General features: G+C 64.2%; 19 protein-coding genes. 7 read left to right on the top strand and 12 right to left on the bottom strand.

Annotated elements, in window-relative coordinates; all coding sequences use genetic code 11:
* Nucleotides 1-58: 58 nt before the first annotated feature.
* A complete protein-coding gene (locus ACP15D_RS10645) occupies nucleotides 59-2,431 on the bottom strand; it encodes a heavy metal translocating P-type ATPase (protein WP_424957476.1) in 2,373 nt (790 codons plus the stop codon).
* A gap of 66 nt (nucleotides 2,432-2,497) precedes the next feature.
* Between ACP15D_RS10645 and ACP15D_RS10640 the strand changes: the two genes are divergently transcribed.
* Nucleotides 2,498-2,773 carry a metal-sensitive transcriptional regulator gene (locus tag ACP15D_RS10640; protein WP_424957475.1) on the top strand — a complete coding sequence of 92 codons (276 nt, stop codon included), beginning with the start codon at nucleotides 2,498-2,500 and terminating at the stop codon, nucleotides 2,771-2,773.
* Nucleotides 2,774-2,915: 142 nt separating this feature from the next.
* Here ACP15D_RS10640 and ACP15D_RS10635 read toward each other — a convergent pair whose 3' ends face one another.
* From ACP15D_RS10635 to fabA, 4 genes are all read right to left on the bottom strand, one after another.
* Nucleotides 2,916-3,767: a glutamate racemase gene (locus tag ACP15D_RS10635; protein WP_424957474.1), complete on the bottom strand. Its 852-nt coding sequence runs from the start codon at nucleotides 3,765-3,767 to the stop codon at nucleotides 2,916-2,918.
* Nucleotides 3,768-3,864: 97 nt separating this feature from the next.
* Nucleotides 3,865-4,728 carry an enoyl-ACP reductase FabI gene (gene fabI / locus ACP15D_RS10630; protein ID WP_424957473.1) on the bottom strand — a complete coding sequence of 288 codons (864 nt, stop codon included), beginning with the start codon at nucleotides 4,726-4,728 and terminating at the stop codon, nucleotides 3,865-3,867.
* A 124-nt stretch (nucleotides 4,729-4,852) separates the two neighbouring features.
* Nucleotides 4,853-6,085: a beta-ketoacyl-ACP synthase I gene (gene fabB, locus ACP15D_RS10625; RefSeq protein ID WP_424957472.1), complete on the bottom strand. Its 1,233-nt coding sequence runs from the start codon at nucleotides 6,083-6,085 to the stop codon at nucleotides 4,853-4,855.
* An 82-nt stretch (nucleotides 6,086-6,167) separates the two neighbouring features.
* The gene (gene fabA, locus ACP15D_RS10620; protein ID WP_424959217.1) at nucleotides 6,168-6,707 is read right to left on the bottom strand and encodes a 3-hydroxyacyl-[acyl-carrier-protein] dehydratase FabA; all 540 of its coding nucleotides are present in this window, start codon (nucleotides 6,705-6,707) and stop codon (nucleotides 6,168-6,170) included.
* 254 nt (nucleotides 6,708-6,961) lie between these two features.
* Here fabA and irrA point away from each other — a divergent pair, with 254 nt between their 5' ends.
* Nucleotides 6,962-7,408 carry an iron response transcriptional regulator IrrA gene (irrA, locus tag ACP15D_RS10615; protein ID WP_424957471.1) on the top strand — a complete coding sequence of 149 codons (447 nt, stop codon included), beginning with the start codon at nucleotides 6,962-6,964 and terminating at the stop codon, nucleotides 7,406-7,408.
* 20 nt (nucleotides 7,409-7,428) lie between these two features.
* Here the strand turns inward: irrA and ACP15D_RS10610 are convergent, their stop codons facing one another.
* On the bottom strand, nucleotides 7,429-7,959 hold the full coding sequence (locus ACP15D_RS10610) for an SH3 domain-containing protein (protein ID WP_424957470.1): 531 nt from the start codon (nucleotides 7,957-7,959) through the stop codon (nucleotides 7,429-7,431).
* 229 nt (nucleotides 7,960-8,188) lie between these two features.
* Between ACP15D_RS10610 and ACP15D_RS10605 the strand changes: the two genes are divergently transcribed.
* On the top strand, nucleotides 8,189-9,187 hold the full coding sequence (locus ACP15D_RS10605) for a 2-hydroxyacid dehydrogenase (RefSeq protein ID WP_424957469.1): 999 nt from the start codon (nucleotides 8,189-8,191) through the stop codon (nucleotides 9,185-9,187).
* A gap of 158 nt (nucleotides 9,188-9,345) precedes the next feature.
* Here the strand turns inward: ACP15D_RS10605 and ACP15D_RS10600 are convergent, their stop codons facing one another.
* The 5 genes from ACP15D_RS10600 to coaBC form a co-directional block, all read right to left on the bottom strand.
* Nucleotides 9,346-9,846 (bottom strand): DUF4189 domain-containing protein, encoded by a 501-nt coding sequence (locus ACP15D_RS10600; protein ID WP_424957468.1) that lies wholly within the window; start codon nucleotides 9,844-9,846, stop codon nucleotides 9,346-9,348.
* Nucleotides 9,847-9,853: 7 nt separating this feature from the next.
* The gene (locus ACP15D_RS10595; RefSeq protein ID WP_424957467.1) at nucleotides 9,854-10,720 is read right to left on the bottom strand and encodes a HesA/MoeB/ThiF family protein; all 867 of its coding nucleotides are present in this window, start codon (nucleotides 10,718-10,720) and stop codon (nucleotides 9,854-9,856) included.
* 163 nt (nucleotides 10,721-10,883) lie between these two features.
* Nucleotides 10,884-11,885, bottom strand: a complete 1,002-nt coding sequence (cysK, locus tag ACP15D_RS10590; protein ID WP_424957466.1) for a cysteine synthase A — start codon at nucleotides 11,883-11,885, stop codon at nucleotides 10,884-10,886.
* A gap of 122 nt (nucleotides 11,886-12,007) precedes the next feature.
* Nucleotides 12,008-12,565, bottom strand: coding sequence for a dUTP diphosphatase (dut, locus tag ACP15D_RS10585; RefSeq protein ID WP_424959215.1), 558 nt, complete (start codon nucleotides 12,563-12,565; stop codon nucleotides 12,008-12,010).
* Nucleotides 12,566-12,642: 77 nt separating this feature from the next.
* Nucleotides 12,643-13,917: a bifunctional phosphopantothenoylcysteine decarboxylase/phosphopantothenate--cysteine ligase CoaBC gene (coaBC, locus tag ACP15D_RS10580; RefSeq protein WP_424957465.1), complete on the bottom strand. Its 1,275-nt coding sequence runs from the start codon at nucleotides 13,915-13,917 to the stop codon at nucleotides 12,643-12,645.
* Between the two features lie 164 nt (nucleotides 13,918-14,081).
* On the opposite strand from coaBC, the gene ACP15D_RS10575 reads away from it, so the two are divergent.
* The 4 genes from ACP15D_RS10575 (at nucleotide 14,082) to glpD (ending at nucleotide 18,747) form a co-directional block, all read left to right on the top strand.
* Nucleotides 14,082-14,723: a tetratricopeptide repeat protein gene (locus ACP15D_RS10575; RefSeq protein ID WP_424957464.1), complete on the top strand. Its 642-nt coding sequence runs from the start codon at nucleotides 14,082-14,084 to the stop codon at nucleotides 14,721-14,723.
* Between the two features lie 393 nt (nucleotides 14,724-15,116).
* Nucleotides 15,117-15,317: a sodium/substrate symporter small subunit gene (locus ACP15D_RS10570; RefSeq protein ID WP_424957463.1), complete on the top strand. Its 201-nt coding sequence runs from the start codon at nucleotides 15,117-15,119 to the stop codon at nucleotides 15,315-15,317.
* Between the two features lies 1 nt (nucleotide 15,318).
* Entirely contained in the window at nucleotides 15,319-17,223 is a 1,905-nt protein-coding gene (locus tag ACP15D_RS10565) for a sodium:solute symporter family transporter (RefSeq protein WP_424957462.1), read from the top strand.
* Between the two features lie 39 nt (nucleotides 17,224-17,262).
* Nucleotides 17,263-18,747, top strand: a complete 1,485-nt coding sequence (gene glpD / locus ACP15D_RS10560) for a glycerol-3-phosphate dehydrogenase (protein WP_424957461.1) — start codon at nucleotides 17,263-17,265, stop codon at nucleotides 18,745-18,747.
* A 5-nt stretch (nucleotides 18,748-18,752) separates the two neighbouring features.
* Here the strand turns inward: glpD and ACP15D_RS10555 are convergent, their stop codons facing one another.
* Nucleotides 18,753-20,555: an AsmA family protein gene (locus ACP15D_RS10555; RefSeq protein ID WP_424957460.1), complete on the bottom strand. Its 1,803-nt coding sequence runs from the start codon at nucleotides 20,553-20,555 to the stop codon at nucleotides 18,753-18,755.
* Nucleotides 20,556-20,870: the final 315 nt, after the last annotated feature.

Genomic DNA, 20,870 nt, shown 5'->3' with positions numbered 1-20,870 from the left:
CCTTTGGGCCCTGAGCGAGGCGTGCAATGCACGCCTCGCTGAAGACTGGCGAGTATGGTCAGTCCAGCTTCGCGTGGCGCAGGCGCAGGGCGTTGGTGATGACGCTGACAGATGACAGCGACATCGCGGCGGCGGCCATGATCGGCGACAAAAGAATGCCGAACGCCGGGTAGAGCACGCCTGCCGCAATCGGCACGCCGGCCGCGTTATAGATAAATGCGAAGAACAGGTTCTGGCGGATGTTGCTCATCACCGCTTCGGACAGGCGGCGCGCACGGACGATGCCTTGCAGATCGCCTTTGAGCAGGGTGATGCCGGCGCTCTCGATAGCAACATCGGTGCCGGTGCCCATGGCGATGCCGACATCGGCCGCTGCAAGGGCGGGCGCATCGTTTACGCCGTCGCCGGCCATGGCGACGATGCGGCCTTCGCTTTTCAGTTTGTCGACGACGGCGCTCTTCTGATCGGGGAGCACTTCGGCTTCCACATCGGTGATGCCCAGGCGGCGGGCGATGGCGTCGGCCGTGGTGCGGTTGTCGCCGGTCAGCATGACCACGCGAATGCCGTCGGCGCGAAGGGCGTCGAGTGCTGCTGCGGTGGTCTGCTTGACGGGATCGGCTATGGCAATGACGCCGGCAGGTGTGCCGTTGATGGCGATGAAGATCGAGGTGGCGCCGTCGGCGCGCAACTCTTCGGCCGCAGCTTCAAGCGGGCTGGTCTCGATGCCCAGCTCGGTGAGGAAGCGGGCGTTACCGATGACGACGCGCTTGCGTTCGACCATGCCTATCGCGCCCTTGCCGGTCGGAGAGTCGAAGCCCATAACGCGGGAGAGCCCGATATCCCGCTCCTTTGCGGCGGCGACGATGGCCGCGGCAAGCGGATGCTCGCTGGCGACCTCGACGCTGGCGGCAAACTTGAGGACCGTGTCCTCATCGAATCCATCAGCCGGGACGACGGCGACGATCTTCGGTTTGCCTTCGGTGAGTGTTCCGGTTTTGTCGACGACGAGGGTGTCGACTTTTTCCAGCCGCTCCAGAGCTTCAGCATTCTTGATCAGCACGCCGGCGTGGGCGCCACGGCCTACGCCGACCATGATCGACATCGGCGTGGCGAGACCAAGGGCGCACGGGCAGGCGATGATGAGCACGGTGACGGCGGCGACGAGACCGTAGGCGAGGCGCGGCTCGGGGCCGAACGTTGCCCACGCAAAGAATGCGATTATCGCGGCGGCGATCACAAGCGGCACGAACCAACCGGCCACCTGGTCGGCAAGCCGCTGGATCGGCGCACGCGAGCGCTGCGCTTGCGCCACCATCTGCACGATCTGCGATAGCAGAGTGTCGCGACCGACCTTGTCGGCGCGCATGACAAACGAGCCGGACTGGTTGAGCGTGCCGGCGATCACCTCGGCTCCGGTTTCTTTCGTCACGGGCATCGACTCGCCGGTGACCATCGATTCATCGAGCGATGAACGGCCTTCCAGAACGACGCCGTCGACGGGCACCTTCTCGCCCGGGCGCACGCGCAGCTTGTCGCCAACGCTGACCTCATCGAGGGAGACGTCCTCGTCTGAGCCGTCCTCCTTCACGCGGCGTGCGTTCTTCGGAGCGAGGTCGAGCAGCGCGCGGATCGCGCCAGAGGTCTGCTCGCGGGCGCGCAGCTCCAACAGCTGGCCGAGCAGCACCAGCACGGTGATGACGGCCGCCGCCTCGAAATAGACGGCAACCGAGCCGTCGGCCTGTTGGAAGGCTGGCGGGAAAATCTGCGGCGCGATGGTGGCGATCACGCTGTAGATCCAGGCGACGCCTGTGCCCATGGCGATGAGCGTGAACATATTGAGGTTGCGCGTGACGACGGATTGCCAGCCGCGCTCGAAGAACGGCCAGCCGGCCCAGAGCACCACAGGGGTCGCGAGGACGAGTTGGATCCAGTTGGAGACGCTCGGCGCGATGAGATGATGCAGGCCGAACAGATGGCTGCCCATCTCCAGGAGGAACACGGGAAGTGCGAGCGCGAGACCGATCCAGAAGCGGCGGCTGAAATCGATCAGCTCGTGGTTGGGCGGCTGCTCGGCGGTCACCAGCTCGGGTTCGAGTGCCATGCCGCAGATGGGGCACGAGCCGGGACCAACCTGGCGGATCTCGGGATGCATCGGGCAAGTGTAGATCGTGCCCTCGGGAACCGGCTCGAGCGGCTGGTCGTCCTTGTTCAGGTATTTGAGCGGATTGGCGATGAACTTCGTGCGGCAGCCTGCGGCGCAGAAGTAGTACGTGCGGCCGCCGTGATCGGCGCGGAACTTTGCGGTGTGCGGGTCGACGTCCATGCCGCAGACGGGGTCTTTGGCCATACCCGAGGCCGGTTCTAGAGCGGCCGGTGGGCGTCCTCCGCAGCAGTCTTTGTGGTCGGGGGTGTCATGGCGGTGATCGGACATGTTCGCGGTTCCACACGGCCTGGCAGGTAGTTGACCATGTATACCCCATGGGGGTATAGGTCAAGCATGCGACAGCCAGCAAAAGATTCATGCCTGAAGCGCCTTGGCCGCATAGAGGGCCAAGTGCGCGGGATTTCGCGCATGGTGACCGAGGACCGTTACTGCATCGACATTCTCACGCAGCTGTCGGCTGTGAGGGCGGCGCTGCGACGGGTCGAGGAAGAGGTGCTGCGGGATCACGTGGCGCACTGCGTCGAGCATGCCATCACCAGCGGGGACGCCAATGAGCAGCGTCAAAAGGTGGCCGAGCTGATGGAAGTTTTTGCGCGCGCCGAGCGCTGAAGAGTGATCTGACACACGCTGAGGCAGGCTTTGTCTGCGACGAAGGTCGAGCGCGTTTATGGCCGCGCCATTTGGCGCGGGGGCCCTTGGCGCCTTGCCGTTTTGCGCGGCAGTCGAGGCCCGCTGCGCGTTTGAAGATGGCTCAGGCGGCGGAGAGGGTGAAGGGGGCTACTTCGGGCCAGAAGACGCGGGCTCTTGCGCTGATGTCGGCCGGGTTGGCGGCTGTCGTCAGCAGCGTAAGTGATCCGCCAGCATCTCCAGCTGTGTAATGCGCGTGGCGTGCGAGATAGTCTTCCAGGCTATCGGCGACGACCTCGGGCTGCGAGAGGATGCGCGTGAACGGCGGCAGGTGTCGGCGGAACAGATGCTCCACCAGCGGGAAGTGCGTGCAGCCGAGGATGGCGCGGTGCGGCGGCAGGCCGTTGGTCTGCGCGAGGAGGCCTTCGACGCCTTCGACGACAAGGCGCTCAAGCTCGGCTTCTGGGGCCTCGTGCTCGATGGCGCCGGCCAGACCTGCGCACACCTGCTGCACGACTGTGACACGTGGGCAGCGCTTGCGGATCTCCTCGGGGTAGACGCCGGAGGCAATGGTGCGCGTGGTACCGAACACGCCGACGACGTCGGTGTTGTACTTCTGCGGGTACTGCGGCGCTGAAACTGCCCAGGGCGTTTGGGTAGCGGCTTCGACGGTCGGCGCAACGATGCCGAGCACGTTGTGGCCGCGCCACTTGCTTTGCGGGAGCCAGTTCTGCTGCAGGTGACGCGCGGCGACGGCGGTTGCCGTGTTGCAGCCGAGCAGGACGAGCTTGCAGCCCTGAGAAAAGAGCGCCTCGGTGCTGGCGCGCGTCAAATCGATGACCTCGTCCGACGGCCGGTTGCCGTACGGGACGTTGGCATGGTCCCCCAGGTAGAGGAACGATTTGTCGGGGAAGCGGTCGACGAGTGCGCGAAGCACCGTCAGTCCCCCGAGACCTGAATCGAAGACGCCGATCATGCGCGTGTGTGAGCCGGCATCGTCAGATCGTCAAGATGCCTCGATTTGAGGGGCTGGCGGGCATCACAGCCCGCCAGAAAAGGTCACGCGATCGCGATCATTCCGCGGCCGCCGGAGGCGAGCGGTGCGACGCGTCGGCATCCAGCTGCTTCAACGTATCGAGGCTCGGCATGGCGACGGTCGAGTAACCGCAATCGACGAAGTGCACTTCGCCCGTCACTGCGCCCGACATATCCGAGAGCAGGTACAGCGCAGAGCCGCCGACCTCGTTCAGCGTGGGCGTGCGGCGGAGCGGGGCGTTCTCTTTCTGGAAGTTGAAGATCACGCGTGCGTCGGACACGCCAGCGCCGGAGAGCGTGCGCATGGGGCCAGCGGAGAGCGCGTTGACGCGGATGTTCTGCGGTCCGAGGTCAGCAGCGAGATAACGCACAGAGGCTTCAAGCGCGGCCTTGGCCACGCCCATGACGTTGTAGGACGGCACGGACTTGGTGGCGCCGCCGTAGCTCAGCGTGAGCAGCGAGCCCCCGTTGGGCATCAGGGCTGCGGCGCGCTTCGATACCTCGGTGAAGGAGAAACAGGAGATCACCATGGTGTTGGTGAAGTTCTCGCGCGTGGTGTTGACGTAGCGGCCGGACAGCTCGCGCGGATCGGAGAAGGCGAGCGCGTGGACCACGAAGTCGAGGGTGCCCCATTCATTCTTGATGCGCTCGAAGACGCGATCGACGCTGTCGAGGTCGAGCACGTTGCAGGGCTCGATGATCTTGGCACCGAGGTTCTGCGCCAGCGGCAGCGCGCGGCGGCCGAATGCGCCGTCCTGATAGGTGAAAGCCAGCTCGGCGCCCTGGCCGGCGGCGATGCGGGCGATACCCCAGGCGATGGATCGCTCGTTGGCGACGCCCATGATGAGCCCGCGTTTTCCTGCCAGCATCGGACCCGGCTTTGCGAGGTCGATTTCAGTCATGGGTGTTCCTGTCGTTCCTAATGTGCGGTGAGCCGGGCGGCCCTCAAGCGTCTAGTCAGCCGATCGGCGCGAGGCGCGCTGTTCCCGGCTTAACAAGCTTCTATCGGGCCGCAATCGGGCTCTTTTAGCCGGTCACGCGGCGAAAAACGAGCGTGGCATTAGTACCGCCGAACCCGAAACTGTTCGACATCACGCAATTAAGGCTAACGTTATCAAGGCGCTCGCGCACGATCGGCACATCGGCCAACTCGGGGTCGATTTCCTCAATATTCGCGCTCTCGCAGATGAAACCATTGTTCATCATCAGCAGCGAGAAGATCGCCTCCTGGACGCCGACGGCGCCCAGCGAATGACCGGTCAGCGACTTGGTGGCCGAGATCTTCGGCACGTCGCCGTTGAACACCTTGCGGATGGCTTCGATCTCGCGCAGGTCGCCGATCGGTGTGCCGGTGCCGTGTGGGTTGATGTAGTCGATCTTGCCGCCGATGCCGTTGCCGTCGAAGCCGCGAAGCGCGAGCTGCATGCAGCGCGCCGCGCCTTCGCCGGACGGAGCGACCATGTCGTAGCCGTCGGAAGTTGCGCCGTAGCCGACGACCTCACCGTAAATGCGTGCGCCGCGCGCCTTGGCGTGCTCGTACTCTTCCAGGACCACAACACCGGCGCCGCCGGCGATGACGAAGCCATCACGGTTCTTGTCGTAGGCGCGGGAGGCTTTGGCCGGCGTGTCGTTGTACTTCGACGACATGGCGCCCATGGCGTCGAACAGCACGGATAGTGTCCAGTCGAGTTCCTCGCAGCCGCCTGCGAACATCACGTCCTGCTTGCCCCACTGGATCAGCTCGGTGGCGTTGCCGATGCAGTGTGCGGAAGTGGAGCAGGCTGAGGCGATGGAGTAGTTGACGCCCTTGATCTGGAAGCTCGTGGCGAGCGCGGCCGAAGGGCCGGAGCACATCGCTTTGGGAACCTCGAACGGGCCGACCTTCTTGGGGTCCTTTTCGCGCGTCACATCCGCTGCGGCGACGATGGCGCGCGTCGAGGGACCGCCCGATCCCATGATGATGCCAGTCCGCTCGTTGATGACGTCCTTTTCCTCGAGGCCGGCATCGCGGATCGCCTGATCCATGGCGACGTAGTTCCAGCCCACGCCATCGCTCATGAAGCGGCGCGGCTTGCGCGGAACCTGGGATTCCCAATCGATGTTAGGCGCGCCGTGAACTTGGCAGCGGAACCCAAGCTCTGCGTACTTGTCAGCGCGGACGATTCCGGACTTCCCTTCGCGTAGGGAAGCGAGCACTTCCTGGCTGTTGTTTCCAATCGAGGAAACAATGCCCATGCCCGTGACGACAACACGTCTCATCCGCCAATCCTCTTGTACCGGAAGCTATCGGCTTCTCTCGCTGTTCGGCTCCGGCGGAAGCGAGCACGAAATACCATCAAGATCAAGGACTGACGGCAGCTGTTTCGCCGGTCTCGAACAGGCCGACACGCAGGTCGGTCGCCGTATAGATGACCTCGCCGTCCGCCTTCATGACACCGTCGGCGATGGCGAGCTTGAGCTTGCGCAAGATCACCCGCTTCATGTCGACGATGTACTCGACCCGCTTGACGGTCGGAAGGACCATGCCGGTGAACTTGACCTCGCCCACGCCGAGCGCGCGGCCGCGTCCCGGGGCGCCGAGCCAGCCCAAGAAGAAGCCGGTCATCTGCCATAGCGCATCGAGGCCGAGGCAGCCCGGCATCACCGGATCGCCTTGGAAATGGCAGTCGAAAAACCAGTCCAGACGGTCGTTGCCGGCCACCTTAAGCTCAGCGGCGATCTGCCCTTTGCCATGCTGGCCGCCATTCTCGGATACGGTCGAGATGCGATCGAACATCAGCATGGGCGGCAGGGGCAACTGGGCGTTGCCGGGGCCGAACAGCTCGCCGCGGCCGCACGCGAGCAAATCCTCGAAATCGAAGCTCGTGCGGCGTTCCGTCATGATTTCCTTGCTCAATTCCAGCCCCCTGAGGGCCCTTTGCGATATGTGCTCGGGGTTCCTAACACAGTCATTTGGTGTTCAAAAGGGTATGTGGCGAGCTATCAGGGGACGATGCGTTCCCGCCGAGAGGCTCAGTTGCGGTGCGGACGCGGCGTGCATATAGTGTACAGACGGTGTCATGTTCTCGTCGGCGTCTGCAATTTGTGGGGCCGAGGGGTGGGCACGCTTTTCAACTTGGTGTGACGCGCACGCCTATGACCGATAACAACCACGGCTCGCAAAAAGATAGCCGCCCCGCGCGCGGGGTTGCCCAGCTCCTGCGCAAGTCCGGTCTGCGCCCGACGCGGCAGCGGCTTGCGCTGGGCGCGCTGTTGTTCGAAGGCGAGGATCGCCATGTGACGGCGGAATCGCTGCATGCGGAGGCCACTGCTGCAGGTCAGCACGTGTCGCTGGCGACGGTCTACAATACCCTGCACCAGTTCAAGAGGGCGGGGCTTCTGCGCGAGTTGGCGATCAACGGTGCGAAGGCCTACTTCGACACCAACACCTCGAACCACAATCACTTTTTCGTCGAGGACGAGGGCGAGCTGAAAGATATTCCTGGGCACGCCATCCGCGTCGACGGGCTGCCCGAGCCGCCCGAAGGGATGCGCATCACGCACATCGACGTGGTGGTAAGGCTAGTGGCCGACAAAGACTGAGGCGGCGGGAGCGGGTCGCGCTAGTTTACGACCTCTCCCTGGTAGACGCCCCAGAGCTTCTTCTGCTCGATATAACCCTGGAATCTGTCGATACTGACGCGGCACCAGCGTCCGTCGCAGTTTGCCAGATTGGCGATGACGCCTGCCTCGATCATCGCCACCGGGCGGGAGCGCTCGCTGTCATCAGCGCGCAGCGCCACTTTGGGCGCGGGGGCTCCCGACTTGATCTCCCAGGGCAGAACGAGGGCGGTGCGGCGGCCAGACAGGAACGACTGTAGAACCCAGCCAGCTGCGCCATCCGCATCCCGGACTTGGCGCCAGCCTTCGAACTCCTTGATGACCTCGAGGGGAAGTCCGGCGCGGCGGTAAACCCAAGCGGTCGGATAGTCCGTGCCCGGGCCCTTGCGCATGTTGACGCGGTCGGATTTGAGGCTGACAAAGCGGGGAATCGGCAAGCCACTCCCCCCCGTGGCGCCTACTCCAGACGGCTGGGCGGTCGCTGCGGGGATCGCCGAAAGGAACAATATGGCTGCGAAGGTCGTGCGATACATTTTGTGCGCCGCAGCTTCCCACATTCAAATTGCCCTCGTCGTTATGTCTGGAGAATTAGTAGCGCCACAGCAACCCAACCGCGCAGCACCGATGAGTTAGCACCCATTGGTGCGGACAGAAAATCCGGCACTTTGTCATTGCAATGGCGTTCTGTTAGACCACCCTAACGATAACCAATTTGATCCCCGGCCCCCTCCCTGCAAATTCAAGAGGCTACAGCGGACCCCGATGCCGACCAGCGCCCGAAAGCCCATCGTCATTGTTACGCGCAAGCTGCCCGACGTTGTCGAAACGCGCATGCGCGAGCTGTTCGACGCGCGACTTAACGTCGACGATACGCCGCTGACGCAATCACAGATCGCCGAAGCCCTGAAGGTGGCCGATGTTCTGGTGCCGACCGTCACAGACCGCATCGACCGGGCGGTGATCTCGCAGGCAGGGCCGCAGCTTCGGCTGATCGCGAACTTCGGTACCGGCGTCGACAACATCGACCTCGATACGGCGCGCAACCGGGGCATAACGGTCACCAATACGCCGGGCGTACTCACCGAGGATACGGCGGACATGACTATGGCGCTGATCCTCGCAACGCCGCGCCGGTTGGTCGAAGGCGCCGACTACCTGAAGAATGAGAAGAACACGTGGAGTGGGTGGTCGCCGACGTGGATGCTGGGCCATCGCATTTACGGCAAGCGCCTCGGTATTGTCGGCATGGGCCGGATCGGCTCGGCGGTGGCGCGTCGCGCCAAGGCGTTCGGTCTGCAGATCCACTACCATAATCGCCGTCGCGTCTCGCTCGACCTGGAGCGAGAGGTCGAGGCGACTTACTGGGAAAGCCTCGACCAGATGCTGTCCCGCGTCGACATCCTGTCGGTGAACTGCCCGCACACGCCGGGTACGTACCATTTGCTGTCGGCTCGCCGGTTGCGCCTGCTGAAGCCGTCCGCCTACATCGTCAATACCTCCCGCGGCGAGGTGATCGATGAAAACGAGCTGGCGCGCCTGATCGAATCGGGGGCAATCGCAGGCGCTGGGCTCGACGTCTTCGAGCATGAACCGGCGGTCAATCCGAAGCTGCTGGCTTCCGACCGTGTGGTAGCGCTCCCGCACATGAGCTCGGCCACTATCGAAGGCCGCATCGACATGGGTGAGAAGGTGATCATCAACATCAAGACGTTCCTTGATGGTCACGCTCCGCCCGACCGAGTGCACCCGGCGATGTTCTAGACTGACAAGGTTTTTGGGCTGACACGAGCTGAGAGAGGCTTTGTGTGCGGCTGGCGGGCCGCTGGGTGAGAGCCGGCGCTCGCGCCGGGCGCCCTTGGCGCCTTGCCGCCGGACGGCGGCGCGGGCGTGAGGCTCATCGGCTGGTGTCAGTGGAAAAACTAGTTCGTGCGGGAGGCGGCTTCGAGGCGGCCGTCGCCGCAAACCGTGGTGCGTAGCTGGCAGGTACCGCGGGCGCGGCGATCGCTGTTGCAGCGCTTCAGAGCAAGCTGCTCGGCGCCGTCAGGGCTCAATCCGCCGCCTGCGTACGTGATCTTGCGGCGCTTACGGATTTCACCGGTAGCAATCGCGGTGCAGATCTCGCCGCGGAAGCTGACAGCCTCGCATGCCCCACGGCCCAAGGTGGCGCATTCCTCGCGCACTTTCTCCTCGGCTTCGAGGCGCGAGGAGATCTTCCAGACAGAAAAGAACGAGCCGTCGGGCGTGAAGGCAATGGCACCGTAAACGGGCCGTTGCTCGGTTGGCGCTGCTGGTCCGACGGACAACTCCTGGGCGTCGGGCTGCTGTGCGACGACTGGGTCGACGCCGAAGCCAGGCAGCGGAAACAGAACGGTAGCGAGGATTGTGAGCAGCACGACAGGAATGTCCCGAGCGATGAGCATCAGAGCGCTATCCCCTAACGCTGCACGTGTCGAGGTGTGTTTCGTCGCTCCCGGCTAGTTCCGTTATCGAGGGGTTGAGGCCACTCAGGGGATTCTCAGGATCCCAGCCAACCGTGAAGGTCTCAAAGCGCGCGGACAGGGCGTCATAGACCAGCAACCGTCCGGCGAGCCCCGTCCCGATGCCGAGGGCTTCCTTTAGAGTCTCGGTTGCCTGGATGGTTCCGATGACGCCGACCACCGCGCCAAGAACACCGACCTCGGCGCAGTTGGCAAGCGTGCCCGCGGGGGGCGCTTCCGGAAACAGGCAGCGGTAGCTGGGGTAGGGGTTGCCGTTCTCGTCCTTCAGGTGCGGCTTGAATGTCGAGACGTATCCGTCGAACGGCCCGACAGCACCGAACACGAGGGTACGTTTGGCGAAGTAGCAGGCGTCGGAAACGAGGTAGCGCGTTTCGATGTTGTCGGAGCCGTCGGCGATGATGTCGTAGCGCTGGATGATGTCCTCGGCGTTTTCGGCCGTCAGGCGCGCTTCGATGGTCTCGACGCAGACGTGCGGGTTGAGGCGGGCAATGCTGTCGCGGGCGCTGTCGACCTTGGGCTCGCCGACGTGGGGTGTGTCGTGAACAATCTGGCGTTGCAGGTTGTCCAGTGAGACGCGGTCATCGTCGATGATGCCAATGGTGCCGATGCCCGCGGCCGCAAGGTAAAGGGCGATCGGGGAGCCGAGGCCGCCGGCGCCGATGATCAGCACGCGCGCGGCCTTGAGGCGCTGCTGGCCCGGTCCGCCCACCTCTTTGAGCACGAGGTGGCGCTTGTAGCGCTCGATCTCCTGCGCTGTCAGTCGTGCGGGGGCGTTGATAGGTGCCTTGTCCTGCATGGGGAGAGGTTATCGCATATGGCGTTGAAGCGTCACGGGACACTGCCTCGTGGCCGCGCTCCTGATGGTCTATCTCCCAAAATAGTTACGATAGGGCGGACGAACAAAGGGCCGGGAGATGCGCATCCCCGGCCCCGTAATGCTCGGTCGTTCCTCGCCGACGTCAGGCGGGCTTTGAGGGATCCAGGAAAAGGTCGCTCGAATAATAGCGCTCGGCCGAGGAGGGCGCGAACGTAACGATGGTCTTGCCGGCGAACTCGGGGCGCTTTGCCACCTCGAGGGCCGCGGCCACGTTGGCACCTGTCGAGATACCGCCGGGAATGCCCTCGACCTTGGCGAGGTGACGCGAGGTCTCGAACGCCTTTTCGCTCGACACGGTGACGATCTCGTCGATGAGGCCGGTGTCGAGGATCGAGGGAATGAAGCCGGCGCCGATGCCCTGGATCTTGTGCGGGCCGCGCGGCTGGCCGGAAAGAACCGGGCTGGTCGATGGCTCGACGGCGATGATCTTGAGGCCGGGCTTGCGCGGCTTCAAGGCGCGGGCGACGCCGGTGAGCGTGCCGCCGGTGCCGACGCCAACGACGATCGCGTCGACATTGCCGTTGGTGTCGTTCCAGATCTCTTCGGCGGTGGTCTTCTCGTGCACCAGCGGGTTGGCCGGGTTGTCGAACTGGCCGGGGATGACCGCGCCAGGAATTGTCTTGGCAAGCTCAGCAGCGCGCTCGACCGCTACCGGCATGCCGCCAGGGCCTGGCGTCAGCTCGAGCTCGGCTCCAAGGTGCGTCAGGATCTTGCGGCGCTCGAGCGACATCGTCTCGGGCATGACGAGGATCAGCCGGTAGCCGCGGGCTGCGGCGATGAATGCGAGGCCGATGCCGGTGTTGCCGGAGGTCGGCTCGACGAGCACGGTCTTGCCTGGCGAGATGCGGCCCTGAGCCTCCAGGGCGTCGATCATGGCAAGGCCGATGCGATCTTTGACCGAAGACAGCGGGTTGAAGAACTCGAGCTTCAGAAGGACGTCGGCGACCGCGTTCTCTTCCTTGGTCAGCTTCGACAGACGTACCAGCGGCGTGTGGCCGATGGTTTCGGCGATTGAATCATAGACGCGGCCGCGGCCCCAGGACGTCGTGGAGCTGAGCGTCTTGATCTGCGGAATCTCGTTCATTACGGGGTGCCTCGTATCATGGGTTCCGAGCCGGAATGCTGAGCCTCCGGGGGAAGATCTAGATGTGCCGCTTTAACTGGCACGTTGAGACAAAGCGGCTGGGTGTCAAGGCGTACAAGGGATCAACGATTGCGATGTCGTGGCGGCGCTGCGCGCGCATTTTTTTCTGCGGTGGGCGGCTTGGGTATGGATTTCTGTTTTTTGGCCCGTTCGTGTAAGCCGCCGTTCTTATTGGCGGTCGCCTGGCCGGTTGAGCCAAATCCGCCTTTTCCGCGCGCTGTAGCGGATACAGCGTTAACCGCAGTGAACTGTGCGTGCGTCACCGGGCTGATGACGAGTTGGGCGATGCGCTCGCCGCGACGTACTTCAAAAGGCGCTTGTCCGAGGTTGATGAGGATCACCTGCACCTCGCCGCGATAGTCGCTGTCGATGGTGCCCGGACTGTTCAGTACCGTGATGCCGTGCTTGACCGCCAACCCTGATCGCGGACGCACCTGAGCCTCGTAGCCTCGCGGAAGCTCCATGACGAGGCCGGTGGGTACGAGCACGCGTGCGCCAGGCGCCAGAACGAGCGGGTGCTGGACATCGAGCGCGGCAACGAGGTCGAGGCCGGCGGCGCCGTCGGTCTGGTATGCGGGTAGCGGTAGGCCGTCGGCATGCGCTAGGCGCTGTACACGCACTTGGGTGGGCGGGCGCTTGGTTTGCGGCGAGGCCTTCTTGGTCTTGGAAGTCGCTTTCGGTTTCGGCGTCTTGGCGATCATTCTGCTGCTGCAGCTCCGCTGGCGAGCTGCTCTGCGGCCCGCTGAACGAGGCGGCGCGCCACATCATCCTTGCTCATGGTGGGCCAGTCTTCGATGCCCTCGGCGGTGACGAGATGCACGGTGTTGCCTTCGCCGCCAAAGACGCCGCGGTCGGGCGACACGTCGTTGGCAACAATCCAGTCGGCGCCCTTGGCTTTGCGCTTGCGCTTTGCTTCGGCAGAGACGTTGCTGGTCTCGGCGGCAAAGCCGATGACCAGCTGCGGGCGTCCGGTGCGCATATTGCCGACGCTGGCGAGAATGTCCGGGTTCTCGACGAGATCGAGGCTCGGCTTCTGGCCCGACTTCTTGAGTTTCTGAGGCGCTTCGGAAGCGGTGCGCCAATCGGCGACGGCGGCAGCAAAGATGGCGATGTCCGCGGGCAGGGTTCTGGCGACGGCGTGCTGCATCTCCTGCGCAGTCTCTATGCGCACGACCTCGACGCCAGGAGGATCGGCAATAGTCACAGGGCCAGTGACGAGGGTTACGCGGGCACCCAGCTGTGCCGCGGCGCGGGCGATGGCGTGGCCTTGTTTGCCGGATGAGCGATTGGCGATGTAGCGCACGGGATCGATGGGCTCATGTGTCGGGCCGCTGGTGACAAGCACGTGGCGTCCTTGAAGCGGGCGGGCCTGAAGCGGGTGGGCGTGAAGCTGCGCGATTGATGGGGTGTCGCTATTGGTGAGAATGTCGGCGGCGGCGGCGATGATCTCGGGCACCTCGGCGAGGCGTCCTGGACCTTTTTCATCGCGTTCGGCCATCTCGCCGGTGTTGGGTCCTACGATACGGATGCCATCAGCGCGCAGTTGAGCGACGTTGCGCTGCGTTGCCGGATGCAGCCACATGCGCGGGTTCATGGCCGGGGCGATGAGCACGGGCTTGTCGGTTGCGAGCAGTACGCTGGAAGCCAGGTCATCGGCATGACCGCCTGTCATCTTAGCGATGAGGTCGGCGGTTGCCGGGGCGACGATGAGAAGGTCGGCCTCGCGCGACAGGCGAATGTGGCCGATCTCGTGCTCGTCGTTGAGGTCGAACAGGTCCGTGAAGACGCGGTCGCCGGTGAGGGCGCCAACCGAGAGCGGCGTTATGAACTGGGTGGCGGCCTTCGTCATGATGGCGCGCACGGTCATTCCCGTTTCGCGTAGGCGCCGAACGAGATCGAGGCATTTGTAAGCGGCGATACCGCCGCCGATGATGAGCAGAATTCGCTTTTGTTTCACGTGGGACGCTCGCATCCGGCCGCAAGCTTAACGCTAGCATGGGGCGCGGGAGAAGGTGTTAAGCGGCATTCTTAGCCATTTGCGACCGTGGCGAGGTGCCGAGGTGCGCGGGCCGTCGATCAGCCTTATAAAGCGCCGCTTTTGGTGCTTCAAAGGCCTTCTGACACTCCGGGGGTGTAATGTCTTTCCTGAGGCTAGCTGTGGTTCTGGCGGTCCTGCTGAGCGGAGGCCTCGCGGCCTTGGCGACCGTGGACGACCCGATGGTCGATTGCCTCAGCGACGACAACCAGCGCCGCATCAAAGGCTGCTCGGCGATGATTGATACGCCGGGGCTGCCGGAGGATCAGCGCAGCCTCGCCTATGGCATGCGCGCGCTCGCCTACTCGTTGCTCGGAATGTTCGACAAAGCGATCCACGACTACGACGTGGCGCTGGAAGTCCGCCCGGACTTTCCGCTGGCGCTGAACAACCGCGCATGGGCCTATTTCAAGCTCGGTCGCGCGGAGCAAGGCATTGCCGATGTCGAGCGCGCCCTCGCGCTTTCGCCGGGAAGTCCCTATGCGCTCGACACGCGCGCGCATATCCGGCAAGCGCAGGGCGAGGCGGAGGCCGCATTCCGCGACTACGATCTCGCGATGCGGGCGGGCGGCGAGCGCATCGTGAAGATGTATCAGTGCGGGTTGCGCTCGCAGGGGCTCTACTTCGGCGCCCTCGACGGGCTCTATTCGACAGGCCTCTCAGAGGCGATGAAAACGTGCACAGGAAATCGGCAGTGCGACCCACTTCCATCGGACTCCGAGTGCCGTCCCGAGGTATCGTAGGGGCACTTCGGAGCCGGATATAAATCGCTGCATCGCATCAGATATTTTCGGTTGGAGGCGACTTGACGCAGGACCTTTCGTCGCCCATGTTGCGGGGCCGGCGAGTCGAGGACCCCTCAGCCTGCCAAAGCAAAAAAATTTACAACGGTCCAAGTCTAGGGAGAGGATCCCAGGGCGGGGGGATGCGTTTGCGCGTCGCCCCGCCTTACTGCATTCAGCGCCGCGCATTTGCGGTGGCCGGCTGTATGCGTCGCCACGACTGTGTCGCAAAGTGCAGTGAGTTTGGCGACCGCGGCGTCGCGTGCGTCGTCAGGGCGGGCGGGGGCGGACGTCGTGGGCGGACAGCCAATCAATTCGAGCACAGTTAGCGCGGGGCAGCAGGGGCGATTTCCTTTGCTCGCGCTGCTGACTTGGGCGCTGCTGGCGTTCGGAGTGCCGATGCTGGCGCAGGCCCTCGACCTTATCGACATCTTCGCCTTTCCCCTCGGCTACTTCATGGTCGCGCAAGGCGCGCTGATCGGCTTCGTGGTGATCGGGCTCGCGTCGGCGCACTGGCAGGACTGGCGCGACCGACGCCGGCTGGCAGGCCGCTGACATGCCGCTCGATGGGCAGAGCACTGTCTCCGAGAAGAAGACCGGGGTTGTGATTTCGGCGGTCACTGTTGCTGGCGTCGTCGGCGTGATCGTCGCTCTTCTGCTGGTTGCCCGGCTCGGCGCCTTGGCTGAGTGGGGCGATGGGGCCTACTGGGCGGCGGGCATAGGAACCGCCGCGGTCATCGCTTTGGCGGCCGGACTGATTGGTGCAGGCCGCGCCGGGCCCGTGCTCAGCGGCATGTCGCTGGTGCCAAGCGTCATAAGCGGCGCGTTCTTCGTTGCGATTCCGGGAGCGGTTTTTGCCCTTGGCTACGACGGGCTGTCCTATGCGTTGGGGATCGGTGCAGGCTGCCTGCTGATGCAACTTCTCGTGGCGCCGCGCTTTGCGGCGTCGGGTGCGGATTCGCTGCCGGCGCTGCTAGCGATGCGTTTCCCCGGCCGCATGGTCGCAGTGATCTCGGGTGCGATTATCGCGGCGTCGATGGTTGTGGCGGCGACAGCGGGGCTCACGGCCGCGGGGCTGATCGGAACGCGCCTGCTCGGTATCGGATTTGATGCGGCGGTCATCGCTGCGGCGTGCGCGGTGTTCGCGTGTTTCATTGTGCGCGGCGAGGGCAACGCTTCGATCCCCAACGCCATGCTGTATGTGCTGCTGCTTGTCGCGCTGCTGGTGCCGCTGGCTATCGTGTCGACGCAGTGGTTCGGACTGCCGGTACCGCAGATCGCGTATGCAAATTCGCTCTGGCAGCTGCAAGGGATCGAGGAGGACCTACTGGGCCGCGATCTTGCCGACCCTGCCTACATGCGCCCACTGATGACCGCGTTCCTAACGATGGCGCCGATCAACTTTGCAGGTATCGTCCTGGCGCTGGCTGCCGGCGTCGCGGCGCTTCCCAATGTGCTCACGGCACCGCTGGCGCAACGACCGATGCGTGAAGCGCGGCACACGGCGCTGTGGATATTAGGCTGGTGCGTAATGCTGCTGACGCTGATGCCGGCGGCGGCGACGTATGCGCGACAGTCTATTGCTTCCTTGATTGCAGACGGCGCGACGGCGAGCGACCTGCCGCGGTGGGCGTTCGCCTACGGGAAGCTCGGGCTGGTCGAAGTGTGCGAGCGCGCTGCGACAGATGCGGCGACGGTGAGGGCGGCATGCTCTGCGATACCGGACGCCGGCGGCGCATTGCGTTTGCAGGACATTGCCGTCAACCAGGACATCATCGGTTTTGCGCTGCCGGAGATTGCCGGGCTGGATGGTGGACTGACGGGGCTGCTTGCGGTTGCCATTCTGTCAACGGTTCTGGTCGGACTGTACGCTCCCATCAACGTGGTGGTGCGGGCGCTGGGCATCGACGCGGCAGCCGGCACTAAGGAAGGCCCGCGCGGAACGCGCAATGCTTCCTACGTTATCGCTGCGACAATCATTGCGGCGGGTGCAATGCTCGCCGTGTTGCGGCCGGCGCCGATCATCGACATTGCGACGGGATCGCTGGCGTTCGTTGCCGCGGGTTTGTTTCCTACGCTCATCGGTGCGCTGTGGTGGGCGCGCGCCAATGCTTGGGGCGCTTCGGCGGCCATGCTGGCTGGGGCTGGGTTCATGCTCCTCTATCTCGCCGGGCAGCACTATTTCGCGGTGCCGTTCGTCGAGGCCACTTCGGCGTTGTCGAGCGGCGGCGGCAATGGCCTCGAATACTTCACGGAGTTAAAGGATGCCTGGCTGGCGGCCGAGCCGGGGGCGGCAAAAATCGCCGCCTGGGCCGCGCTAGATGCTCAAGCCCGGTCGATGGCCGACTGGTGGGGTATTGGTGGCGCTGCAACCGTTCTACTGGCGTTGCCGGTAGGGTTTCTCGTCCTAGTCGTCGTCTCGCTGCTCACCGGTGATCCGCGCAAAGCGACGTCGCCGTAAGAAACGCAGCCGTAAGTCCAGCCGTGATAGCCATCGCGCATGATCTATGACCTCGTCGTGGTGGGCGGAGGCATCAACGGCGCCGGCATAGCTGCCGACGCTGCTGGGCGCGGGCTCAAAGTTCTGCTGGCTGAGAAGGGCGATCTCGGCGGGGCGACGTCCTCGGCGAGCTCGAAGCTCATCCACGGCGGGCTGCGGTACCTGGAGCACTTCGAGTTCCGACTCGTGCGCGAGGCGCTGGAAGAGCGCGAGGTGCTGCTGGCGAACGCGGGACACATCATCTGGCCGCAGCGCTTCGTGCTGCCGCAGACAGCGGGTGGCAGATCGACCTTGATGCTGCGCGCAGGGCTCTTTCTTTATGATCACCTCGGGCATCGCAAACACATTCCTGCTTCGCAGGCGGTCAACCTGCGTCGCGACCCTGCAGGCTATGCGTTGCGGCCGGAGTTTACGCAGGGCTTCTTCTATTGGGATTGCCGCGTCGATGATGCGCGGCTGGTGGTGCTGAATGCGCGCGCTGCCGCCGATCACGGGGCGGACATCGCCACGCGGACGCGTGTCGTTTCGGCGCGCGTGGAAGACGGCGTCTGGCGCGTTGTTCTCGACGGCGGACGCGAAGGCGAGGTTCGCGCGCGTGCACTCGTCAATGCGGCCGGACCGTGGGTGAGCAGCATCGGCGGTAAGCTTGCGAGCAACGCGCGTGATGTGGTGCCGCTGAGGCTGGTCAAAGGCAGCCATATCGTCGTGCCGCGTATCAGCGGCGCGAATGACGCTTATCTGTGTCAGAACGCGGATGGGCGCGTGGTGTTCGCTATTCCCTACGAGGAGCGGTTCTCTCTGATCGGTACAACGGAGATGGCGTTCGACGGCGATCCGGCAAAGGTGTCGATCAGCGCGGAGGAAGAGGACTACCTGCTGACGCTGGCGCGCCAGTTCTTCATCAATCCTCCGCGGCGGGCGGAAATCGCGTGGAGCTTTGCAGGCGTCAGGCCGCTGTTCGATGACGATTGCACGGCGAGCGCCGGCGCGGTTTCGCGCGATTACCGTCTCGAAGTGAACGAGGATGAGGGCGCGCCGCTGTTAACGGTGCTTGGCGGAAAGCTCACCACCTATCGGCGTCTCGCAGAGGCGGCGATGGGCAAGCTGAAACGATACTTTCCGGCGATGGGTCCGGCGTGGACGGCGTCGACGCCTCTGCCGGGCGGCGACCTCGGGGCGCACGGGCTGGAAGGATACATCCGCGGTCTTTGTCGCGAGCATCGCGGCTTCGACAGCGCGTTTCTCGGCCGGTTGGCGCGGCGCTACGGGAGCCGCGTCGAAGAGTTGCTGGGCGATGCGCGCGATATGCAGGATCTCGGAGCGGCGTTCGGCGCGGGGCTCAGCGAGCGCGAGGTGATCTATCTGCGCGATCAAGAGTGGGCGCGCGATGCCGAGGATGTGCTGTGGCGGCGGACGAAGTGCGGGCTTGCGATGAGTGCGGAGCAGCGCAGGGCCGCCGGAGAGATGATCGCGCGGCTGTTCTGATCGCTTCAGCCCGGCGCGGGGGCAATGCTCTGGGCGGCGTCGGGCGCGGGTTCGTTGCTGATCTGCGGCGCTGACCAGGGACCATGCATATTGATGATCTCGCGCGGGTGCATCTTTACAGCTGCGGTTGCTTCGCTTTCTGCTGCCGCTTTGATGACGTCGCCGACGGCAAGTTCCATATCGAGCCGCCGTTCGACGAGGCTGATGGCGCCATCGGCTTTTAATGCGCGCTCACCGGATACCGCCTCTGCTGACTGTGCGCGCAGTACGCCGTTGGTGACGCTGAATCTGGCGTCCAGCGTGTCGACTGTGATGGCCGTTGCACTCACCTGCTGCCATTTCTCTTCGGGGAGCGATTGGGACTGCGGGGAAGTCAGCGAGTTGATATCGATGCCAATGCGGCCGCCCTCGACAAGGGTGACGCAAAGCTTTCCGGCGAGCGACTGCAGCAGGTTCTCGCCCGTGTCGCCCGTAGCCGTCAGATCGATGGTAACGGAGCCACGGCCTTGCACAGTGGGATGGCCGAAGACAGCCTGAATAGCTTGGGCGACATCGGGGGATTCGAACTTTGCCTGCATGCCGAAGCCGGGGGTGTCGCCGCTCTGATCGATGCGGATCTGACCGCCACCGCGCGTGCCGTCGCTGAATTCCAGTTCGGCGAGGTCGGCGAGCATCTTGCCATCGCGCAGGGAAACAGTGGCGGCGCTGCGCCCGATCGTCGTTGCCGGGAGATTCACGGTGTCGGCGGACAGACGGAAGTCGGCGTCGACCGCATCGATAAGGGGAAAGTCGAAACCGTCGGCAGCGCGAAGGGATGCCAGGATCGTGCGCGCCTGATCCTCGGGGGTGTCCGCTTTCAAGTAGTGTGTCAGATCGAGAGACTTGAGGCCGAGCGTTCCTTCGACCGATGGCCGCGGACCGGCGAAGTTGACGGAGAGCGTTCCCGTTGCGTCGTTCTCGTCGAGCTCGATGGCGGCATTCTGAAAGGCAATGGTGCGATTGGCCCATTCGAGCGGACCCTTGGCGCTGAAGGCGCCGAAGCCTTTACCGCTCGGCCAGTTTACTCCGAGCCAACGTGCGGTGGCGCGCAGGTCGGTGGTGCTCAGCTCGGCGCGCGGCGACAACAGCTGCGGGCTTTCGCCGAGAAGAAGATTGCCGTCGAGTTTTGCGCTGATCGGGGTGCCGGAGAATGCTGCGTTGAGCGGACGCGACTTGCCTTGGGCATCAAGGCTGGCGCCCAGCGTGGTGTCGAAATCGATCTTCTCGCCATGAAACTCGAACGATCCGGCGGCGCTGATCGCTCCATTGGGCTCGCCCGAGAGTGATGCTTGGACCTTATTCAGCTCGGCGATCGTCCCGTCCGACATCTTGATGCGGACGGTGCCATTGCGGACAGTGAGGTCGCTGAACTGCATGCCTTGTAGCGCTTTGACCAGCGGCGCGATCTCGCTGGCCGTCTCGGTTTGCGAGAAGGTCGGCTCGCGCGTGGAGAAATCGGCCGTGAAGGTGGCGTTCTCCAGAGTGAGCTGCGGGCCGCTGCCGGTGATGAGCATGGCGATGACCTCGCCGCCACGCGCAAGGCCCGTGCGGGTCGGCGGCACTGAGAGCGTGCCGCTCTCGAGCTCGATGGTCGGGCCGCTCATCAGGCGGACCGGAGAACTGAGGCTGTAGCTGTTGTTCGAAGCGGCGAACACCACTCCGCTTTGCAGCGCGATGTGATGATAGCGGTCAGAGATGACCAGCGGTGCTGCGAGAAGAATGACGAGGAAGCAAGCGAGCGCCAGCGACCATGGGTAGCGTCGCTTCATTTGCCTCTGGCGTTCCATAGACCCTTGCCGCCTGAGCACACGCCACCCTTTCAGCGCGGGTGCATCAATCATCGGCCTCGATGGAGCGAGACCTGAGAGCCCTGCGCGAATTGTCTAGTCTTAGAGGCGGCTCAGCCGTGGTGCAAGCAGCGAGCTGACCTCAGTGAGCGCCAAGCGCTGAATTTTCTTAATGGTGCAATTCATATCGTGGACATTGCCGCGTGGCGAGGCATTCGGCGCCGTCTACACACGATATTTGCTTATGCTGCAGGCATTTTTTGTGGAGAGCGTTGAACGGCTTGGGGGACAAGCGCC

It is taken from the genome of Hyphomicrobium sp. 1Nfss2.1, from assembly GCF_965243865.1.
In the GTDB taxonomy this organism is placed as follows: Bacteria; Pseudomonadota; Alphaproteobacteria; order Rhizobiales; family Hyphomicrobiaceae; genus Hyphomicrobium_A.
The sequence above is the reverse complement of the archived record's forward strand: the minus strand, read 5'-3'. Positions and strand labels throughout refer to the sequence as shown.

Excerpts from the sequence above, each read along its gene's own strand:
- ACP15D_RS10645 (WP_424957476.1), bottom strand. The coding sequence starts at position 2,431 with ATGTCCGATCACCGCCATGACACCCCCGACCACAAAGACTGCTGCGGA.
- ACP15D_RS10640 (WP_424957475.1), top strand. The coding sequence starts at position 2,498 with ATGCGACAGCCAGCAAAAGATTCATGCCTGAAGCGCCTTGGCCGCATA.
- ACP15D_RS10635 (WP_424957474.1), bottom strand. The coding sequence starts at position 3,767 with ATGATCGGCGTCTTCGATTCAGGTCTCGGGGGACTGACGGTGCTTCGC.
- fabI (WP_424957473.1), bottom strand. The coding sequence starts at position 4,728 with ATGACTGAAATCGACCTCGCAAAGCCGGGTCCGATGCTGGCAGGAAAA.
- fabB (WP_424957472.1), bottom strand. The coding sequence starts at position 6,085 with ATGAGACGTGTTGTCGTCACGGGCATGGGCATTGTTTCCTCGATTGGA.
- fabA (WP_424959217.1), bottom strand. The coding sequence starts at position 6,707 with ATGACGGAACGCCGCACGAGCTTCGATTTCGAGGATTTGCTCGCGTGC.
- irrA (WP_424957471.1), top strand. The coding sequence starts at position 6,962 with ATGACCGATAACAACCACGGCTCGCAAAAAGATAGCCGCCCCGCGCGC.
- ACP15D_RS10610 (WP_424957470.1), bottom strand. The coding sequence starts at position 7,959 with ATGTATCGCACGACCTTCGCAGCCATATTGTTCCTTTCGGCGATCCCC.
- ACP15D_RS10605 (WP_424957469.1), top strand. The coding sequence starts at position 8,189 with ATGCCGACCAGCGCCCGAAAGCCCATCGTCATTGTTACGCGCAAGCTG.
- ACP15D_RS10600 (WP_424957468.1), bottom strand. The coding sequence starts at position 9,846 with ATGCTCATCGCTCGGGACATTCCTGTCGTGCTGCTCACAATCCTCGCT.
- ACP15D_RS10595 (WP_424957467.1), bottom strand. The coding sequence starts at position 10,720 with ATGCAGGACAAGGCACCTATCAACGCCCCCGCACGACTGACAGCGCAG.
- cysK (WP_424957466.1), bottom strand. The coding sequence starts at position 11,885 with ATGAACGAGATTCCGCAGATCAAGACGCTCAGCTCCACGACGTCCTGG.
- coaBC (WP_424957465.1), bottom strand. The coding sequence starts at position 13,917 with ATGCGAGCGTCCCACGTGAAACAAAAGCGAATTCTGCTCATCATCGGC.
- ACP15D_RS10575 (WP_424957464.1), top strand. The coding sequence starts at position 14,082 with ATGTCTTTCCTGAGGCTAGCTGTGGTTCTGGCGGTCCTGCTGAGCGGA.
- ACP15D_RS10565 (WP_424957462.1), top strand. The coding sequence starts at position 15,319 with ATGCCGCTCGATGGGCAGAGCACTGTCTCCGAGAAGAAGACCGGGGTT.
- glpD (WP_424957461.1), top strand. The coding sequence starts at position 17,263 with ATGATCTATGACCTCGTCGTGGTGGGCGGAGGCATCAACGGCGCCGGC.
- ACP15D_RS10555 (WP_424957460.1), bottom strand. The coding sequence starts at position 20,555 with ATGAAGCGACGCTACCCATGGTCGCTGGCGCTCGCTTGCTTCCTCGTC.